We start from the raw sequence: 17606 nt of genomic DNA, 5'->3' as shown, positions 1-17606 counted from the left end.
AGTGAAATAGTAATTATTTAATAAAATGAAAAAAAATAGTCTATTGAGTCAGCTGAAAGACTTAAAACCATATAATAGTGAAGAACAAGTCAATAAGGTTATAGACTTGTTAGCAAAAAGAAGCAGCCGCATAGACTGCTTTTTAGACAAATGGATTATTAATCATATAGGATCATCCACATTAGTTAATTATTATAAAACAAATAGTTGTAATCTGAAACGTGTTGCTCCATCTACAGATGCTATAGAATTATTATCAGAACTTCTTGTTAATCTTTATCCTGTAGATAATACTCAAAAGATACAGATTATTATTAACAAACTAAGTGACAAAAATATACCTTTGACACAAGGAGATTTTAATTTCGTTTTAGGCTATCTAGAAAGTAAAGAAATTAAAAGAATATGGCAAAATCAATTTGACGAATTTAAAAGGATTTCTGTTCACATTGAAAATTTCGAAACGCACAAAGTGATTAATGTTGACCAGCCCTTTGCTACACTTCTTGTAACAGGAGCCGTAGAGTCCATTTGGGCAGACAATTGTGAAATCATCCCAGGCAAAGAGGATGTATATATATACGCTGGACATTATTCTGAAAAAATGTCTAATAAGCTAAGGTATGATACAAGGTTATTTGAAAAATATATTAATGGATTAAATACTGGAAGTTTAACAGAAGATGATTTCCCTGAAAATAGCTATATCGGTAAGATAGAAGCTGAGGACACAATTAATAATGGACAATTAAAAGTCAACAATCCCAAATTCTTTGATAATCCAATAAAAGTAACCAAATTCCTTAACCCCAAAATTTTAAGTATTACTAATAGGCAATTTTCTTTCAAACACGTAAAACTAGACGATAGAACTATTAAAGTACCTATTGATGATGATGCATGGATTCAATTACAAAATTCAGAGGGTTCTACATATTTTTGTTGGGAAGAAGATTTTAATAGAATTATATCAGAACAATCATTAGGCGATTACATGAAAGATATGACTGATTTAGAAGATTCTGAAGAAGACGATGATTCTACATGGTTTAATGGATATGCAGGTGACGAAGATGGCTTATATGATATTCTCTTTCTAAATAAAAGAAAACAAATGCGCTTCAAACAAAGTTGTAAAAGCGCAATTAGGAAAGACTTTAAACATAATACTCTTAATAATGATCTTATTGTTACATTAGATTTTGATTTCAAGAAGCTTATTTATTTACCTGAAAGAAATAAAAGTTCATTCGATGTCCTTCAGAAGAAGGAATGGATTTTAAACTGGAAATGTGTAAAATTTAAACAAGGATATTTTGTCGTACTTCCACCAAGTGATGGAAGTGTAAAGTTTAAGCCTGAAGCAATTTCTTCACCTGGTGTATTAGAATCTTATAATTTCTTAAAAGACTATCTTAATGATAGGCTCAAGCCTGTTCATTGCATTGTGGAAGGTATGAAACTAACAATATATGACAAAATCCGACTAAACGAGGCAATAGAGAAATTTGCATCTATTTCAAAGCAAAGGGCAATAAAAACTATTAATGAAACTTCTGTAAAGAAAATTAGCCCTTTACAGATGTCTTTTAAACAGGCTTTATCTAAAGCCCAAAAAATGAGTATTGAGGATTTCCAAAAGTATAAATCGGAATACATCAATTATCTAGTATCTCAGCAAAGCAAAAAATATAAAATTATTCCCTGCGTTGAAAGGTTAGCCCATGCTAATAGTGATATTACTGAATATGCATTCTTGTTTTCAATCAAATGCAAATCAGGTGATATCCTCATAGTCCATGAGAATGTTAATCCAGACAGGTCTACCCTTTTATTTGTATCAAAAAGTGAAAACTACGATCGCTCTATAAGGGCAATTTATGATTTCTTGCAGAGTGCTGAAATTAATAAACGTAGTAGTTTACGTGACAGGAATTTGGAAGTAAAAAAATCAGGTATCGAACACTATCGCTCTATTAATCATGATTACATATCTTCATGGAAGACAATTATATCAAGTTACATTAAACGCTATACAAATGGAAAAGTTCTAATATATTGAATACTGTTCCCGTAGCCGTCGATGATGATGGCAACAAGGGCATGGTCACCTTCTTCTACAGGCTGACGCGGCTTTGATGGCTTTGAATGAAAAACCTTTGTTTCTTCAGCTGCCAGCAAACGCTACTGCCCATTGTTCATTTCAAGCTTGATGGACTTCACTACACGAAAGAGGTAGTTTGCTCCCATGTAATTTTGATTGTTTCCTTTGATGATTGATGGCTAAAGCCTGATGCTCTGGTCATCGACATTTGGTCTGCCTAATAAAGAGGTAGGCCTAATGCTCTATGCTATCTGTGGCTATAATAGGTACATCTGCCACGCCACTCATAAATAGGTGCTCATCCTCAATGCAAATGTGGTACACATCATAGATAATGCCTAAAGAGGATAGGGGAGTAGTCGCGCCTGCTACACCCGCCGTAGTGAAGAGTTTGCTTAATCTGTGTCATTTCCATTTTCTCATAGCATGTCTGACTTCTCATGATAGCTTCCTGTGAGGCCCTTTCTGATTTTTCCTTTGCAAATTTAGCGCAAGCCCGTGCACTGCAAGTACTAGTCACAAGTTCCCGATTCCTGCACAAAAATCACAGCAACCTTCCCCATTTTCTTCTTCACGCCAGGTAGTGGCTAAAGAAAATAAGGTATTCCATGATTTTTCTTGGTAATTCCTTGCATTAAAGCACTTACCGCTTGCTGGCTCCTTTATGCACGTAAAAATTACAAAAGCTCCTCGGAGCTTCATTAACAAGAAGTCAAACATTAAAAAAATAAGAATTATGACACAGAATGTACAAACATCGGTTTTCACTCACAGCAGGTTATACAGCAAGCGCTATTATCCAGGCAATATCTACAATGTAGTTGTCAATTGTGAGGATGGTGAATATTATGAATATGAGGTCGAGGCTGATACATTTGCTAAAGCCACAGAGATAGCAGAGCAGATGGCCAATGATCTGATGGCAGATATCACTTACATCGAAGTTTACAGAGCATAAATCAATAACATCAAGTATAACAATTTAAAAATTACAATTATGGAAGCAAAAGTTATTATCGTTACAGTAGTGAAGTCTAACAAGAGTGAGAACAATGTATGGGCAGTTGCCTTCACAGGTGAAGAAGAGTGCAAGGCCTATTGCAAGAGTGCCTACAAAGCCATGCGTTTCGCCTTCATGCTCAAGAAGCAGTCAGGTTGTCGTATCGATGATGATTCTCTCAAGGCGCTCTCAGAAGAGATAGCAAAGCTGAAAGCTGAAGCAGCTGAAAAGGCTGCAGAAGCTGAGCAGCCTGCAGAGCAGGAAGCACAGCAGCCTGAGGCTGAAGAAAAGCCTAAGAAGCAGCGCAAGCCTCGCGCCAAGAAAGAGCCCAAGGTGGTTCAGATGACTCCAGAGCCATAGCAAGAATTGATAGCTTTCCAATAAGGAAGGCTATCAATTAACACCATGAAAAAAGGCTCGTTTCACAACGAACCTTCAATCATTAACTTAAAAAAAACTATATTAATCAACCATAAACCTTAACCATTAAAATCTTTTTTATGATACTGCAAAAGTACAAACAATCCACCGAATTTACAAATATCCCGCTGTCTTTTTTCAAGGATTAACCTTTATTTATCTTTGCAGCAAAAATATTTCTATGGCAACAATCATCAACACCAAGTTCTCAGGGCCTTACCTGTCTGCAGACTTACCGGACGAAGTTGAAATCGAATCACTCACACCGCAGGTTACCGTCACCATCACCATCAACGAGGTGGAGGTGTTTTCTTCGCCGTACTATATTTACGGACTGAAGGCTTACGTTCGTGACATCCGCTCCATCGTCGAAGCGGCCATGCTCCAAAAGGATCTGGCCATCGCCAAATTCCTGCTGACAGTCAAGGATTATGAGAACTTTACCTACAATACGGGCAACGTCATCGTGATATACAGTCGCCTGAAGTCGCTCAGCGGGTCCGAGCAACAGCTGACCAAGAGCTTCCTATCCACAAGGAAAAGCGCATTGCTGTCACGGTCATGCCCTTTTTCGCTCTACAACTATGCCATGCCCTACAAGCAGGTGTACCACTACTGCGACATCTATTATACCATCCCGTCATCGAGAGAAATAATTACTGCCACATACACGTTTGGCAACAAACAGTCGGACGCTCCCAAAATCATACCAACAGATGCTAGTTATGCGAAGCTCGAGGAGTTGTTGGCGCAGCGAAACATTCTCGACGCCACCATACATCGGGCATATTATTATCTCGATGGTCGGGAGTTCAACATCTATTTCTCTTCGGACACGCCATCAGATACCTTCCAATTCAAAGGGAATTTTAATTTGTGGGAAACGGTCTGCCTTTTCGGCGCCACTACTTCAAAAACGGAGATCGACCGTTCAGAAGCAGTATGTGGTAATAAGGTTTCTTATTACGATACGACCGTCAAAGTCAAACACGAAGTGGAGACGTCACCGCTCACACTCTCAGAGGCGCAGTTCCTGACGCAACTCTTCACTTCCCACGAAATCACAAGAGAAGTATCTGCTGGCACTTACACCCCCGTCCTTATCACCGAAACCAGCCCAGAATTCACTAACGACAACGCTACTCCCATCCGCCTAAAGTTCACCTGGCAGTACGCCGACAATAAAGAATTTATAGAATAAAACTTCCACTCTTCAATTCTTCAACTTTTCAACTCTTCATGAACTCCATCCACATCTCAACATCCCGCCTCATCCTCAACCGCCCCGACCCAGTTGACATCCGTCTCTGGACATCTAAGGGCGAGATCCAGGAGTGGCATAGATGCGTCTGCATCAAGTACGACCACTACAAAGGTACACGCAAGTTCAAACTCCTCAACTCCAATCAAATCCGACAGACTCGAGAGTGCCAAATCTTCATGCTCAACGGCATGGAAGTGTTCTTTTGACACTACCCAATCAGCACTTTTTCGGCCGGAAAGTACTGATTATCAGAAAAATTGTGTACCTTTGCACCATGATTGGCGTAGAGCCATCATACTGCCAATGCAAAAGCAGGAAGCAGTCTACATGTTGAAATCGAAGCGGCGCGCTTCTGTCTTGTGCACCTGAATCCGGAAAATTCAAACAGCATACAAGGCGGAGTACGACGGTTCACGTACCTATACGTGGACTTGTCGTCTCATGTTCTATATGCAAGGTCATTTCCGGAACCAAGGTGCAAGAATGTGGGATACGCAAGTCCACGTTCTTTTTATTAGACAAAGCCACTAGCAAAGATATACCCAAAGATAATGTCCCCTGAGAAGAGCACATTATTTCGCGGCCATTAAAGATATGATGACCGTTGTTTATAAAATCGAAAACCAGTGGTAGTCCATTCGGGCTATCACTATTTTTTAATCCCTAAAAAGTAGGTATAAGATCATTGAGATATGATGTCTTTTTAGACATGTCGCCTGTTTCTTACCTTTGCTCCAAAAAACAAAGATATGAATTACAACGTTTCCTTCAACTCTGTCGAAGATATACCAAGCCTGAACGCAAGTGCAGCCTTCACCGTCAGCACCTCTGAAGTATTCAAAGAGCAACAGGACACCACACCCCAGACGATAGCCGACGGCTATCAGTATATGCCATGGGGAGCGGACAACCAGCTGCCGTACCGAATCCTTGAACTCATTGACTCGGACGAGACTCTCTCTACCTGCCAGCTCTTCAACGCTGAAGTCTGCTATGGCTCCGGACTGATGTATAACACACAGGAAGCTGCGTCCAACATCAAAAATGAGGTTGAAGGCTTCCTGATGGACAACGACCTCGCTTCTTACTTCCTCGGAGTCTGCCAGGATATCAAACACTTCGCCTTTTGTGTCTCGGTCATCATCCTCAATGCCGACGGATCCCGTATCGTACGCATCCTTCGCAAAGAAGCATGCTACTGCCGTTTCGCACCTGCTCAATCAGACGGGCGTATTCCCTATATTCTCTACGCCAACTGGCGGAAGTCTATCTCCCGCAAGGAAGACGTAGAGAAAATCGAACTCCTCAATCAGCAAGCTCCATGGGCCGACCTGCAGGAGCGACTCCAGGCGGCCAAGGGCAAGCGGCCAAAGACTGCTACGCGCAAATTTGCTATCGTCAGCCGGGTTCCGACTCCCGACAGTACCTATTATCCCATCCCGTATTATGGGGCCTTGTTCAAAGGCAACTGGTATAATATCAAAAAGCTCATTGGTATAGCCAAAGAAGCAAAGCTGAAGAACTCAGCGCCTATCAAATATCACATCGAGATAGCCAACCGCTTCTGGGACGGCATCTTCAAAGCAGAAGGCATCACCGACCGCAAGAAGCAGCAGGATAGGGTAGTGGAGGAGAAAGAGAAAATCATCAACTTCCTCACAGGCATGGAAAACTCTGGTAAGGTACTCTTCTCTACATTCTATATCAACCCTAACGGTGACGAGCAGCACGACGTGGTAATCAACAAAGTTGAGACAGACAAGGAGGGCGGTGACTGGTCCACAGACATCATAGAAGCTGTGAACATGGTGTGCTTCACGATGCGCGTACATTCGAACCTTGTCGGTTCTGTTCCGGGCAAGACCCAGACGAACAACTCCGGTAGCGACAAACGTGAACTCTACACCATCGCCCAAGCCCTCCAAAAGCCCTATCACGACCTGCTCTTCACCGTTCACAAAATCATAATCAGTTACAACGGCTGGACAAACGTCACTCCCCAAATCCCATTCATCCAGCTCACCACCCTAGACGAAAACAAAGACGCCAAACAAGTCACAATAGAATCATGAATACAATCATCACCGAAGAGAAACTTCGCTCACTCATTCCCCACGTTCTCCCTTCAGTCGAAGGTGAACCATCGCTCGAAGACACCCTGGCCCCATACATCACCACAGCTGAAGAATGGGCCCACGAAAACTACGTCCCCGCAGACCTGCAGCTCAGTGAGGCCGCAACTGACATCTTCGAGAAAATCGTGGTGTACCACGCATTTCTCTCAGCCATTCCATCACTCGACCTCATCCTGACTCCGAACGGATTCGGCATCGTGAACACACCCACCATCGCACCCGCTTCACGGGAGCGCATTGAGCGCCTGCAGCACTCCATCGAGGCCCTGCGCGACGCAAACGTCGAGCAACTCCTCCACCGCCTCGCCTCTATCGAAGCCTGGCAGCAAAGCGTTCCAGGCAAATACTTTGCTTCAACGCTCTTCCCCAACTTCCACCTCTGCCGCCGGCTGAACATAAATGATCAGCTCTGGCAGAAGTTCCAGTCACTCCACGCTCGATTAATAAAAATCGAGAACGTCCTAGCAGAAACATATTTCTCCCACGAGCAGATGGACATCTTCCGTCACCACACCCTGACGAATTTCCGCTACGCGACCGCAATCGAAGAGCAGGTAATAAAAGCGCTCCAGTCCTACGAACTCCAGCTCCTCACCGACATCCAAGTAAACAATCAGTGCTACTACGACCTAGTCACCATCATCCGTGAGCACAAAGACGTATTCCCCGCCTGGCATTCGTCCCCAGTTGCCGAACTTTACACCCCAAAAACATTCCAAAACAATAAAAAATCATCCGCTTACTGGTTTTAAGCGGATGATTTAATATCAGACATCTATTATTTTAAAATTGTTCTTCCAGTGTTATTATTGCATGTTCGTTAACTCCTTCAAAAAATCTATACATTTGGAGCATGCGGGTATACAATGTATCACTATCTATCTTTGCAAACTTCTCTTTTCCTCCGTTTTGATGCTGCAAATATCTATTATATCTAAATGCTGTACCAGTATCAACTTCTTGAAATTCTTTAACCAGGTTGTCGATGCTTTGAATTTCTTCATCAGAATCAGACAAATATAATTTTAGTCCTTCCCATAGTTTTACTAGATTGTGACCCTCAATATTCGGCTCACTTTTATTGCCCTCTTTTCTCATATGTCTATACTTTAATATAGAATCTTTCATTGAGAGTTCGAGAAACTGACGAAAACAAAACATAGCCGGATTAATATAGCTCTCACGCACAATCCTGTTACTCGAATTCTTTATCAGATTTAACATTAAAGCTGCTGCACTAGCATAGCCATTCTGATAATAGATTTCATCATGTTCAAGCTGGCTTTGAGTATCATGACTCTCTTGTTCGTCAAGAGTTGTAATTCCTTGGTCCTTGAAAAGCGTATCAGTTACTTTCAAAGGAGGAACAAATAGGCATTTGTTATCAATATCATACTTCGACATAAGGTAGAATTCTTTTTCTACCTGTTTTCTCGTATTTTTTCTTATTCTCCTAATGACCTGTGAATTGCGTCGTTTCTTTCTTTTGTACTTTGCTTTCTTCATATTATTACAATTAATGGTCGCAAATATACAAAAATAATTATATTTTTAACTAATTTAAGCGGATTTTTTGTATATTTGCCCCAAAATAACATTTATGGGCGTTATATGATTCTTATTAATAATCAAGAAATAATAGAAGTGACAAACACATCTAACTTAGATGAGGTTTTTCAAAGTTATGAATTCTGTTGTTCAGACATTCCGTTTGTCGAAATTTTACGAGACAATAACGATTCCTATAAATGCATCATAGGGTACATCAACATCAAAACGAAAGAAAAAATTGATGCTGATATAATGATTAAGAATATTAAAATAACTAAGATAGAGGTAATAACCAACGAAGTGAGAATGGCTTACTATTCAGATCATCTGAAGACAATATATTTTAAATATAAAATACATACTATTTTGTATGATCATAATATAGAATACACATCAGCAAGGCGACCTAAGGAACATATATTTATGTCCTCTGAACTTATAACATTTGATAACGGACGAATTAATAATAAAAGGAATAACCCTGTTGCTTTATTTTTTCAAATAATAGTTCCAGAGCTTAACAGAATCATTGAAAAGGATATTGAAACGAAAAAAATAAATTTCAGGTATTTCGACACGTTATTTGGTCAAAAATGCAATACAGATTCAGACTATTTTTCAATAAATTTAAACGATGTACTGAACATGATTTATTTCGTCAATATAGAAATAGAGAATCACCCCCCTCATGTTTATAGCAATGATGATGTTACTTGCTATATTATCATTAACTCTGATGATAATAAAATAGCAAACTATTATCTTTCAAATCTATTAGGCCAAATCATTGAATCGGAACTACATGTTTACGAGATCGATAATCATATCCAATATAAAGGAAAACTATTGAATTTGCCATGTTACACAAAGTATGATGCGGATTCTTTAAAAAGATTCCTTCAAAGAAAATTATATTTTCACATTTTTGAATTATATAATCAAGAGAAGATTATTGAAGGGTTTAAATATCAGACAAGTTCCAAAAGATACAAAGAAGAAGCCCTGTTAGATTATAAAGTTCGTGCACTTCTCAATTTTATTTTGAGTATAAAAGCAACATGTTTTGAAGATGGAGAAAACAGAGTAGGAAGAGATGATCGTGGTTGGTTAGAATATACAGTGCTATTTTCCACTGAATACAATTTTTCTCCTAATGAATTCCTGATAAAGCTAATTAATAAAGAATTGAACATAAAGTTGGATTACAAGGAAAGTGAACTATGCTATTTTTGTCAGTATCAAACTGCACACAAATATATTGCAGGAATGGCAATGAGGAGAGATTATGGTTCAAAAGAGTTACAAAGAGACTATCTGCACAAATTATTGAGTAAGTTAATTCCATTATTACATACAGAAGATGGCAGAAAGTTACTATTAGAATAATTAAAAATAGAATCATGAATTATTTACACCCCTTTGGTCAAGAAGTTCATCCGCTAGTTCAGCAAGACCGCACGCCCAAGAAAATTTTCGTTCTTGGTGTCTATGCAAGTGCAGTTCATGCGCGTTGGAAAAAAGACGGCAAGACTATATGTCCAGCTTTGGCTGTTGCAAGTGAACCACGCATCTTCTGGGACGGAAACATCCAAGAAGCAAAGGAAATCATATCAAAGATACAGATTCCTACAGAAGTTGGAACGTTGGAACCGGCCGGAGAACATCTCAACGGCCCTTCAGCCAAGGTCCTCGATGAACATATCCTTGGTGCCCTTGGTTGCACAAGGAAAGACGCATGGTTGTGCGACCTTCTTCCAGAGACACGCATCAACGACGGCCAGGCAAAAGTGATCGAGAAAGAATATAACCCGTTAATAGAGAAGTATGGCCTCAATGAAGTGACCATACCAAAACGGCCAACAGTATTCTGCGATGACAAGAGACGCCAAGAAATCGTTTCAGAACTTAAGGAATCCAAGGCTAGCCTATTAGTCCTCCTCGGCGATATCCCCATCGCTCAATTCTTAAACGCTGTGGCAGAAGTTCCCTATAAATCCCTGCAGGAATATGTAGAGTTGTATGGATATGGTACCATAACTGCAGCCACAGTCGACGGCCACACCGTAAACGTTCTCCCATTAGCCCACCCGCGCCAAATAGGTGCTCTGGGTGCCCATAGCGAGAAATGGAATAAGCTCCACCAAACATGGGAGTCTCATAAAAAACAGGAATAATATAGATTGTCTTTTCCCCATACAAACTGCTTTCGTACCTTCGCGGCATGAAAGCAGTTTTTAATATCACACTCCCCACCTCCTGGGACAAACTCACCGACAAGCAACTACACCTGGTGTATAGCTTGTTCGCCAGCGATTTCTCATCTGAAGAAATCAAGACAATCTGCCTCTTAAAATGGAACGGTCTGAAAATCCTATCAGCCCTTCAATACAGCAGATTTATCATCAAGTCTGGCCGCAGGAAAGTCATCCTTACAGCCAGCCAAATCCAACAAGCCACAACTACTCTCGGCTTTCTGGACTCCATCCCGCAGATGCCCGTTCGCATCTCACGAATCGGTAAGCACCGCGCCGTTTCAGCCTGCTTCGAGCAGCTTCCGTTCGAGCAATTCATACTTATAGAAAACCTTTTTCAAGGTTATCTTAAAACACAAGAAAACAATCTGTTACAACAAATAGCAAAAGTACTTTATAGAAGCGATATAGTGAAGGCCGACAAGGCACACCTCATCGGAATCTTCTACTGGATGGCCGCAATCAAACAGTACTTTGCAAGGGAGTTCCCAAACTTCTACCAGCCCGCAAGCAACGACTCTTCGAACCTTCTCGGCACGCCTCAAACCAACACATACCAGCAGCTACGCGACACCACAAACGCAATGATTCGTGCGCTGACAGGTGGCGATATCACTAAAGAAGAATCAATCCTAAAAACGGACACTTGGCGCGCGCTCACAGAGCTCGACACACTAGCCAAAGAAGCAGCCAATCTCCGCAAACTATCAAAGAAATAACCATGTTAGACAAACTATTCCCTCAGCCCCAGCCAGCACCCGCCACCCCTGTGAATCCAACATTCAACTGGGATGCAACATCATTCTTCGAGCAGCTGACTCAGAAGAACAAGTTCGCCAAAGAAAAGCGGTTCGCCTTCTGTCGCGTCTCAGGGCTCGACGGCTTTGAAGAAGCACTCGCCAAACTGCTGACAAAGACCGCATTCGTCTGTGTCAGCGACATCTCACAAGGCTTCACCGACATCAACAACACACCACACACCCGCCGCGTAAAGACGGTCTTCCTAGCGATGCGACACGCTATCGACAACATGGAAGCCCGCCAGCGCTGCATGGACACCATGCGCGAGCTATTCCGACAGTTCATGTCTGTCCTGATCCTGGAACAGACTCGCCTGCAGCAGCACAGTATCTATATCGACCCAAGAATCACCTTTCAGGAGATAGACAAGTATTTCTTCTCCGGTTGTGCATGCGCCTACTTCCAAATCGCCGTGGACACATACACCGATTTACAATTCAACCAAGAAGAATGGACATAAACAGTCATCCCGACCCACAAAGCGAGAGAGAAAAATTCGTGATGGCCTTCAACGACACCATGTTGAAGATCTGGCAGGAGCAAATCACCCTGCTCGACGTCATCGACACCGGTCACCTCCTGCATTCAGTTAGCGCCCTCCCAGTCAATGCCGACGGCCGTTTCATAGAAATCGGCCTCTCGCATCTCTTCACCGAGTACGGCCTATGGCAAGACTTTGGTACAGGAAAAGAAATCCCCAGAGGCAACTCCGGGAATATAGGTCGTGAAAAGAAGCGTGTCGCTAAAAAGTGGTTCTCTCGGAAGTATTATTCCTCAGTCCTCAACCTCCGTGACTTCCTGGCTGATAACATCGGCCAGTCATTCGTCGGCGTCGTCGCCCAAGCATTAGATGACAATTATCGTCGATATAATCATTAATTATTCAAATTGATTCAGAAAAGATTATAAATCATGAGGAGCAAAATAAGAACGACAGTTATTTTATTTTTTTATAAACATAATAGCCAGTTGTGTTTTCCCAACGAAGTGTGTTTTGGTCAAGATATACAACAGGAATTAGGACATTAAAATCAGCAGAATTGGGGTCAGTAATTCTTATCGCATAGAAAAAAATAACGTCTCCCCCCATTTTATCATAGTTTTCAACACTATATTTCCAGTTGTGATTGGACACACCTCTTTTAAATGAGCCATCGGTGAGAAATTCGATTTCACCCCAAGTTTCTATTTCTGTTTCATCAGTAATATTATCTACAAGTATTGTCTCGTTGCTATTTTCTCTATATGCAGAATATAAACTCCAACGCCCAATTAATACATTACAAAATTCACTATAAGGAACATAAAACTGGTTGGGGTAGTCTTCAATATATGATTTATCAGAATCATCTCCCTTGCTACATGAAAACATCATTGCTGTTATTAATGTTGCAATAAACATAAAAAGATAACATCTTGCTATTTTTTTCATATCTTAATTTATTATAAGTTCGTAATATGGTGGCAAATATAGGAAATTTATCGATAACCACCAAGTGTTTGACTAAAAAACTTTCAAAAATGTTATGTAATTGAATATAATTTTAAATAAACATACGTTCTCAATGAAGTATATCATGAAGTTTATCCTCTCTGATAACCTTGGGTGCAGACTTTCCTGCCAATACCAACACTTTTTTACCGTTGCGGTAGATATGAAGCTGACGTGAACGGACAACTGCCGTCACCTCAGCATCGTCCTGCATGGACACCCACAACGGATGATAGACACCATCCACCTCAAACAACTTCCGCTGCAAGTGCGAACACATATTGCTTGTATCAACTGTCATTCTATTACTTCTTGACTTTCATATACTTCATTTTTACAATCTCATAGGAGTTGCGAGTCAGCTCCTTCAGCAAATGGTTGGGCGCAGTTTTTGGATTGATGCCAATCCAATGCTTAGGCGATTCATTGCGTGGATCGCCAATGCAGTCATACTGTGCCTTCAAGTCTTCAATGCGCTCTGGCTGGCATTTCAATGAGATGACCGAGAAATCATTACAATCAAAGAAAGAGAACATATGTCCCATAACGTAAAACACCAGTACACCTTCGCCGTTTTTAAATTTCTGGAAAGGCAATTTTTCTTCTATATCAGGACCTAATGAAAGGCAATATTCACGATAGTCTTCTATATTCATGCTTCCACAACAATTTGGAACTTACTTGTCTGGTTGCTGACCATCGTGGGCTTTCCATGCACACTCAGTTATCTTCATGTCGGTGAACTTTGCCGTAAACGAGGACTCCTCTGGCGAGCAGGCATAAACACCAAAACTGATTTCGTCAGCACCGGCATACATGTGGCAGATGCGCATCTGACTGAAAGTCACACCGTCGGTTGAACACTCGATGCAGTAATCATCTTCACGGCGTGAAAAGCGATACCACATGGTTTTTACATCGGCAGGGATTGCCTGAGTTGCCCAATCGCTGTAGCCCTTATTGGTAACTACGCTACCCAAGTGCTGGAACTCGTCATTCTCGTATTCCACTGAAGCCTTCAGCCAGTTTTCTGAGTCAAGGTACATCACGACACCACACTGATCGAAACGGTGATGGCTTTCTGTAAAATCCGTCTTGACTACAAAGCTGAAGAACTTCTCGCGGGTATTCATCTGTAGCACGGGGGCATTGTCATTCTGGAAGTGATAATAGGTGCGCTGCCAAAGGTCTGTCTTGGGCGCAGTAGTAATAATGATAGTATCATTCTTTACCTCAAAAGCCTTAGGCTTTCTTGTCCACTGAAGGCTATCCAACGCTATGCAACCATTGTTAGCAAGAGCCTCTTTTACTTGGTCTGTAAACTCCATTGACGTTTCATTTTGTTTTGTCTGCTGTCCACAAGCCACGAGCATCATGGCGAGGCAAAGCATAGTTACATTTTTTATTCGCATATAAACTCCTTCTTTACGGTCTATATTATTAAACTTTGTTGCAAAAATAGGAAATTCTGAAGATTTATGATGATTTATGAGTAACTTTGCACAAAAAATTGAGAATATTTAATATTTTGAGATGGGCAACATAAAGATAAAAAGAGGTGTATTTGATACCAAGTTGGAACTGGAACATGCGGGCATCAAGGCTGGATTTCCGTCGCCTGCTCAGGACTACATCCACGAGACGTTGGACTTCAACCGCGACTATATCCGCCACCCTGAAGCTTCGTTTTATGGGGATGTTGAGGGCGACTCGATGAAGGACGCTGGCATCTTTGATGGCGACCGTGTCATCATCGACAAAGCTGTAGAGCCGCGCAACGGCTCTATCGTCGTAGCCTTCTGGAACGGCGAGTTTACCATGAAGTATCTGGACTTGACACATAAGCCCGATGGCTACATCGAACTGCGCCCTGCTAACCCCGACTATCCCGTCTTCAAAGTAGAAGCTGGCGACAACTTCGAAGTCTGGGGCACCGTCATCCACCTCATAAGAACGTTTGAAAAGATATAGTGCTATAGCATTTTCTTCACTCTTAATTCTTAACTCACGTCATGTACGGAATAGCCGACCTCGATAATTGTTACGTCTCATGCGAGCGTGTCTTCAGGCCCGACCTGAAGGGCGTTCCCGTCGTGGTTCTCTCGAACAACGATGGTTGCGTCGTGGCACGATCCAACGAGGCCAAGGCCATGGGCGTGAAGGAAGGTACACCGTACTTTCAGTTAGAGCAGCAGTTCCCAAATAACAAGATAGCAGTCTTTAGTAGCAACTATGAGCTTTACGGAGAACTGACAGCCCGTGTCATCAGCATCATCCGCAAGGAAACACCCGCTTATTTTCGTTACTCCATCGATGAGTGCTTTATGTACCTCGACGGCATTGAGCTCGACCAACTGCAACAGTGGGGCGAGCGACTGCATAAGCGGGTGAAACGCGAAGTGGGCATGCCCATCAGCATCGGTCTGGCACCGAACAAAACGTTAGCAAAAATAGCCTCGAAATTCGCCAAGAAATACGAGGGCTATCATCATTGCTGCATGATAGACACGGACGAGAAGCGTATCAAGGCGCTGAAACTGTTTCCTATCGAGGACGTATGGGGTATCGGCCGCCGTTATGCTGCAAAGCTACAGGCGCTCGGCTGCAAGACAGCCTATGACTTTGCCTGCCATCATAAGGACTGGGTGCAGCTCACCTTCAACAACATCAACATCGTGCGCACCTGGCAGGAGCTCAACGGTGAGGATGCTGTGCCCAACGAGGAGTTGGCCAAGAAAAAGTCCATCTGCACCAGTCGCTCGTTCAACGGGATGATATCCGACTTTGACACGCTGCGCACACACGTCTCGAACTATGCCGCCCGCTGCGCTGAGAAGTTGCGCCTACAGAACACCGTGGCTTCAACAGTAGGTGTCTTCGTGAATACAAACGCCTTCCGTGAAGACCTCGCCCAGTACTGGAACTTCCAGGAGGCGCGGCTCATTACTCCCACAAGCAGCACCATCCCCATAGTAGGAGCCGCTTGCGACGTGCTGCAGAAGATTTACCGCCAAGGCTATCAATACAAGAAGGCCGGCGTGATTGTCATGGGTATAGGCCCCGACAGTCCAATCCAGCAAGACCTGTTCGACATCAACGCCGAACAGATCGAGAAGATGCGTCGCCTCGACGAGGTCATCGACCGCATCAATCGCCTAAACGGCTCCGAAACAATCGTCATCGGCGCCCAGCAATATACGCAAAAGAACGGAAAGGGCAAGGCAAACGTCTTCGCCAACGCCATCAAACACGATTTCAAATCCCCCAATCCCACCACAAGATGGTCGGACATCATCAAATTAAAATGTTGAATTCTACATTTTAATTTAACTTACACTCCCCAAGAGTTGGTAGTACTTGTCCCGAAACGCAACAAGCTAAAATCATCTACTAATCATCCATATCCAATGAAGCCACAAAATCATCATAAGCCGCCAATTCTTCTCTGTATGCTCGGTACTGCGCATCATCAGAAGAATCTCCACGGTTAGTTGCCATTCTGCCTCCTATAGCTCCCACACCATTCAACAGAGAACCATATCCGCCAAGCCTAATATTTGTCTTTCTTGTGGCATTGGTTTTCTTTTGCTTCGCAACAGAATTAGCCTTTTGTTCTTTAGCCTCCTTCGGAATCTTTGGAATCGCCTTTTCATTCACAGCATTCTCCTTCTTTAAAGGCTTTTTATAAGGCTTTGCCTCAGTAATAAGCACCTTAAATACCACTCCAAATACTACTGCAATCAGAATAATCCCGAATATCGTCATTACCATAAGCTCGCAAATTCATATTTCTTTTGCAAATATAGAGAATCTTTTCTTTTCTCCAAAGCATTCAAAACAAAACTATCATAAAAATTGTGTCTTTTCATATATCCAACCCATCTTATACCTTTGCCTCCGACATCAAATCAACACGTATATGACAAAAGATACTCGTACCGATATCCAAATCTATTCTGCCATTGCCATGCTCATCGCAGGCGTCGGACTCGCCACAGCAGGCTTCATCGTAGCACCGACGGGCGTCATCTCTGACTCCGTTCTCCTGTTCTTCGCCCAGTGCCTCATTTACGCAGGCTCCATCTTTGGCGTGAGCATCTACATCCACACCAAGTTCGCCGAACTGAAGTCCAAGATAGACCTAAAAGAGGAAGGAGGTGCCTTATGAGAGAAATCAACCGTATCATCTGCCACTGCACCGCCACCCCTGAAGGGCGTCAGGAGACAGTTGCCAGCATAACACGGATGCATGTCAAGGACAACCACTGGTCCCATATCGGGTACCATTGGCTGATTTATCTCGACGGCACCATCCACAAGGGATGCGACGAGTCCATTCCTGGCATTCATTGCGCTGGATATAACAAGCACTCCATCGCAGTTTGCTACGTCGGCGGTTGCACAGCTGACGGCAAACTCAAAGCCAAGGACACACGCACCCCAGAACAGAAACAGGCATTCGTGAAAATCCTCACAGATCTTCACAAGCGCTTTCCAAAAGCCACTCTCCATGGCCACCGCGAGTTCGCTGCGAAAGACTGTCCGTCTTTCAACGTCCACGAGTATGACTACATCTTTAAATAGATC

Annotated in this window: 22 protein-coding genes; 15 read left to right on the top strand and 7 right to left on the bottom strand. The window is 42.4% G+C overall.

Features of this window, described 5'->3' with window-relative positions; translation table 11 throughout:
* Positions 1-25 precede the first annotated feature (25 nt).
* The 7 genes from T360_RS0112420 to T360_RS0112385 all read left to right on the top strand — a co-directional run bounded on the left by T360_RS0112420 (position 26) and on the right by T360_RS0112385 (position 7675).
* Entirely contained in the window at positions 26-2062 is a 2037-nt protein-coding gene (locus tag T360_RS0112420) for a hypothetical protein (RefSeq protein ID WP_028913069.1), read from the top strand.
* A gap of 778 nt (positions 2063-2840) precedes the next feature.
* Positions 2841-3062, top strand: coding sequence for a hypothetical protein (locus T360_RS15365; protein WP_028913067.1), 222 nt, complete (start codon positions 2841-2843; stop codon positions 3060-3062).
* A 39-nt stretch (positions 3063-3101) separates the two neighbouring features.
* Positions 3102-3464: a hypothetical protein gene (locus tag T360_RS15875; RefSeq protein ID WP_028913066.1), complete on the top strand. Its 363-nt coding sequence runs from the start codon at positions 3102-3104 to the stop codon at positions 3462-3464.
* A 364-nt stretch (positions 3465-3828) separates the two neighbouring features.
* Positions 3829-4725 carry a hypothetical protein gene (locus T360_RS0112400; RefSeq protein WP_155949545.1) on the top strand — a complete coding sequence of 299 codons (897 nt, stop codon included), beginning with the start codon at positions 3829-3831 and terminating at the stop codon, positions 4723-4725.
* Between the two features lie 38 nt (positions 4726-4763).
* Positions 4764-4994 (top strand): hypothetical protein, encoded by a 231-nt coding sequence (locus T360_RS0112395; RefSeq protein ID WP_028913064.1) that lies wholly within the window; start codon positions 4764-4766, stop codon positions 4992-4994.
* Positions 4995-5537: 543 nt separating this feature from the next.
* On the top strand, positions 5538-6860 hold the full coding sequence (locus tag T360_RS0112390; RefSeq protein WP_231488175.1) for a hypothetical protein: 1323 nt from the start codon (positions 5538-5540) through the stop codon (positions 6858-6860).
* Positions 6857-7675 carry a DUF6712 family protein gene (locus T360_RS0112385; protein ID WP_028913062.1) on the top strand — a complete coding sequence of 273 codons (819 nt, stop codon included), beginning with the start codon at positions 6857-6859 and terminating at the stop codon, positions 7673-7675. Before T360_RS0112390 ends, T360_RS0112385 begins: the two co-directional genes overlap by 4 nt.
* A gap of 31 nt (positions 7676-7706) precedes the next feature.
* On the opposite strand, the gene T360_RS0112380 is transcribed toward T360_RS0112385, so the two are convergent.
* Positions 7707-8429: a hypothetical protein gene (locus T360_RS0112380; RefSeq protein WP_028913061.1), complete on the bottom strand. Its 723-nt coding sequence runs from the start codon at positions 8427-8429 to the stop codon at positions 7707-7709.
* Between the two features lie 297 nt (positions 8430-8726).
* Between T360_RS0112380 and T360_RS0112375 the strand changes: the two genes are divergently transcribed.
* From T360_RS0112375 to T360_RS0112355, 5 genes are read left to right on the top strand one after another with little or no spacing between them, the layout of a single operon-like run.
* Positions 8727-9860 carry a hypothetical protein gene (locus tag T360_RS0112375; RefSeq protein ID WP_197019313.1) on the top strand — a complete coding sequence of 378 codons (1134 nt, stop codon included), beginning with the start codon at positions 8727-8729 and terminating at the stop codon, positions 9858-9860.
* Between the two features lie 14 nt (positions 9861-9874).
* On the top strand, positions 9875-10648 hold the full coding sequence (locus T360_RS16410; RefSeq protein WP_197019312.1) for a hypothetical protein: 774 nt from the start codon (positions 9875-9877) through the stop codon (positions 10646-10648).
* Positions 10649-10695: 47 nt separating this feature from the next.
* On the top strand, positions 10696-11445 hold the full coding sequence (locus T360_RS0112365; protein WP_028913059.1) for a hypothetical protein: 750 nt from the start codon (positions 10696-10698) through the stop codon (positions 11443-11445).
* 2 nt (positions 11446-11447) lie between these two features.
* Positions 11448-11987 carry a hypothetical protein gene (locus T360_RS0112360; protein ID WP_028913058.1) on the top strand — a complete coding sequence of 180 codons (540 nt, stop codon included), beginning with the start codon at positions 11448-11450 and terminating at the stop codon, positions 11985-11987.
* Positions 11978-12406: a hypothetical protein gene (locus T360_RS0112355; RefSeq protein WP_028913057.1), complete on the top strand. Its 429-nt coding sequence runs from the start codon at positions 11978-11980 to the stop codon at positions 12404-12406. The genes T360_RS0112360 and T360_RS0112355 overlap by 10 nt, the downstream gene beginning before the upstream one ends.
* Before the next feature lie 58 nt (positions 12407-12464).
* Here T360_RS0112355 and T360_RS0112350 read toward each other — a convergent pair whose 3' ends face one another.
* From T360_RS0112350 to T360_RS0112335, 4 genes are all read right to left on the bottom strand, one after another.
* Positions 12465-12959, bottom strand: a complete 495-nt coding sequence (locus tag T360_RS0112350; protein WP_028913056.1) for a hypothetical protein — start codon at positions 12957-12959, stop codon at positions 12465-12467.
* A gap of 130 nt (positions 12960-13089) precedes the next feature.
* A complete protein-coding gene (locus T360_RS0112345) occupies positions 13090-13320 on the bottom strand; it encodes a hypothetical protein (RefSeq protein ID WP_028913055.1) in 231 nt (76 codons plus the stop codon).
* Positions 13321-13324: 4 nt separating this feature from the next.
* Positions 13325-13675, bottom strand: a complete 351-nt coding sequence (locus T360_RS0112340) for an MmcQ/YjbR family DNA-binding protein (RefSeq protein ID WP_028913054.1) — start codon at positions 13673-13675, stop codon at positions 13325-13327.
* Positions 13676-13696: 21 nt separating this feature from the next.
* Positions 13697-14431, bottom strand: a complete 735-nt coding sequence (locus tag T360_RS0112335) for a DUF1349 domain-containing protein (protein WP_231488173.1) — start codon at positions 14429-14431, stop codon at positions 13697-13699.
* A 163-nt stretch (positions 14432-14594) separates the two neighbouring features.
* Here T360_RS0112335 and T360_RS0112330 point away from each other — a divergent pair, with 163 nt between their 5' ends.
* On the top strand, positions 14595-14990 hold the full coding sequence (locus T360_RS0112330; protein ID WP_369793520.1) for a LexA family protein: 396 nt from the start codon (positions 14595-14597) through the stop codon (positions 14988-14990).
* 41 nt (positions 14991-15031) lie between these two features.
* On the top strand, positions 15032-16330 hold the full coding sequence (locus tag T360_RS0112325) for a Y-family DNA polymerase (protein ID WP_028913051.1): 1299 nt from the start codon (positions 15032-15034) through the stop codon (positions 16328-16330).
* A 79-nt stretch (positions 16331-16409) separates the two neighbouring features.
* Here T360_RS0112325 and T360_RS0112320 read toward each other — a convergent pair whose 3' ends face one another.
* Positions 16410-16784 (bottom strand): hypothetical protein, encoded by a 375-nt coding sequence (locus tag T360_RS0112320; protein ID WP_155949543.1) that lies wholly within the window; start codon positions 16782-16784, stop codon positions 16410-16412.
* Between the two features lie 118 nt (positions 16785-16902).
* A complete protein-coding gene (locus T360_RS16275; protein WP_155949541.1) occupies positions 16903-17127 on the bottom strand; it encodes a hypothetical protein in 225 nt (74 codons plus the stop codon).
* Between the two features lie 56 nt (positions 17128-17183).
* Between T360_RS16275 and T360_RS0112310 the strand changes: the two genes are divergently transcribed.
* A complete protein-coding gene (locus T360_RS0112310; RefSeq protein ID WP_028913049.1) occupies positions 17184-17603 on the top strand; it encodes an N-acetylmuramoyl-L-alanine amidase in 420 nt (139 codons plus the stop codon).
* Positions 17604-17606 lie beyond the last annotated feature (3 nt).

It is taken from the genome of Prevotella sp. MA2016 (genome assembly GCF_000619825.1).
In the GTDB taxonomy this organism is placed as follows: Bacteria; Bacteroidota; Bacteroidia; order Bacteroidales; family Bacteroidaceae; genus Prevotella.
The sequence above is the reverse complement of the archived record's forward strand: the minus strand, read 5'-3'. Positions and strand labels throughout refer to the sequence as shown.

What these genes read in the sequence shown, in the direction of transcription:
- T360_RS0112320 (WP_155949543.1), bottom strand. Translation starts at nt 16,784, where the DNA reads ATGACGATATTCGGGATTATTCTGATTGCAGTAGTATTTGGAGTGGTA.
- T360_RS0112395 (WP_028913064.1), top strand. Translation starts at nt 4,764, where the DNA reads ATGAACTCCATCCACATCTCAACATCCCGCCTCATCCTCAACCGCCCC.
- T360_RS0112420 (WP_028913069.1), top strand. Translation starts at nt 26, where the DNA reads ATGAAAAAAAATAGTCTATTGAGTCAGCTGAAAGACTTAAAACCATAT.
- T360_RS0112380 (WP_028913061.1), bottom strand. Translation starts at nt 8,429, where the DNA reads ATGAAGAAAGCAAAGTACAAAAGAAAGAAACGACGCAATTCACAGGTC.
- T360_RS0112355 (WP_028913057.1), top strand. Translation starts at nt 11,978, where the DNA reads ATGGACATAAACAGTCATCCCGACCCACAAAGCGAGAGAGAAAAATTC.
- T360_RS0112390 (WP_231488175.1), top strand. Translation starts at nt 5,538, where the DNA reads ATGAATTACAACGTTTCCTTCAACTCTGTCGAAGATATACCAAGCCTG.
- T360_RS0112310 (WP_028913049.1), top strand. Translation starts at nt 17,184, where the DNA reads ATGAGAGAAATCAACCGTATCATCTGCCACTGCACCGCCACCCCTGAA.
- T360_RS0112375 (WP_197019313.1), top strand. Translation starts at nt 8,727, where the DNA reads ATGATTAAGAATATTAAAATAACTAAGATAGAGGTAATAACCAACGAA.
- T360_RS0112360 (WP_028913058.1), top strand. Translation starts at nt 11,448, where the DNA reads ATGTTAGACAAACTATTCCCTCAGCCCCAGCCAGCACCCGCCACCCCT.
- T360_RS15365 (WP_028913067.1), top strand. Translation starts at nt 2,841, where the DNA reads ATGACACAGAATGTACAAACATCGGTTTTCACTCACAGCAGGTTATAC.
- T360_RS15875 (WP_028913066.1), top strand. Translation starts at nt 3,102, where the DNA reads ATGGAAGCAAAAGTTATTATCGTTACAGTAGTGAAGTCTAACAAGAGT.
- T360_RS0112365 (WP_028913059.1), top strand. Translation starts at nt 10,696, where the DNA reads ATGAAAGCAGTTTTTAATATCACACTCCCCACCTCCTGGGACAAACTC.
- T360_RS0112350 (WP_028913056.1), bottom strand. Translation starts at nt 12,959, where the DNA reads ATGAAAAAAATAGCAAGATGTTATCTTTTTATGTTTATTGCAACATTA.
- T360_RS0112385 (WP_028913062.1), top strand. Translation starts at nt 6,857, where the DNA reads ATGAATACAATCATCACCGAAGAGAAACTTCGCTCACTCATTCCCCAC.
- T360_RS0112325 (WP_028913051.1), top strand. Translation starts at nt 15,032, where the DNA reads ATGTACGGAATAGCCGACCTCGATAATTGTTACGTCTCATGCGAGCGT.
- T360_RS0112335 (WP_231488173.1), bottom strand. Translation starts at nt 14,431, where the DNA reads ATGCGAATAAAAAATGTAACTATGCTTTGCCTCGCCATGATGCTCGTG.
- T360_RS0112340 (WP_028913054.1), bottom strand. Translation starts at nt 13,675, where the DNA reads ATGAATATAGAAGACTATCGTGAATATTGCCTTTCATTAGGTCCTGAT.
- T360_RS16410 (WP_197019312.1), top strand. Translation starts at nt 9,875, where the DNA reads ATGAATTATTTACACCCCTTTGGTCAAGAAGTTCATCCGCTAGTTCAG.
- T360_RS0112345 (WP_028913055.1), bottom strand. Translation starts at nt 13,320, where the DNA reads ATGACAGTTGATACAAGCAATATGTGTTCGCACTTGCAGCGGAAGTTG.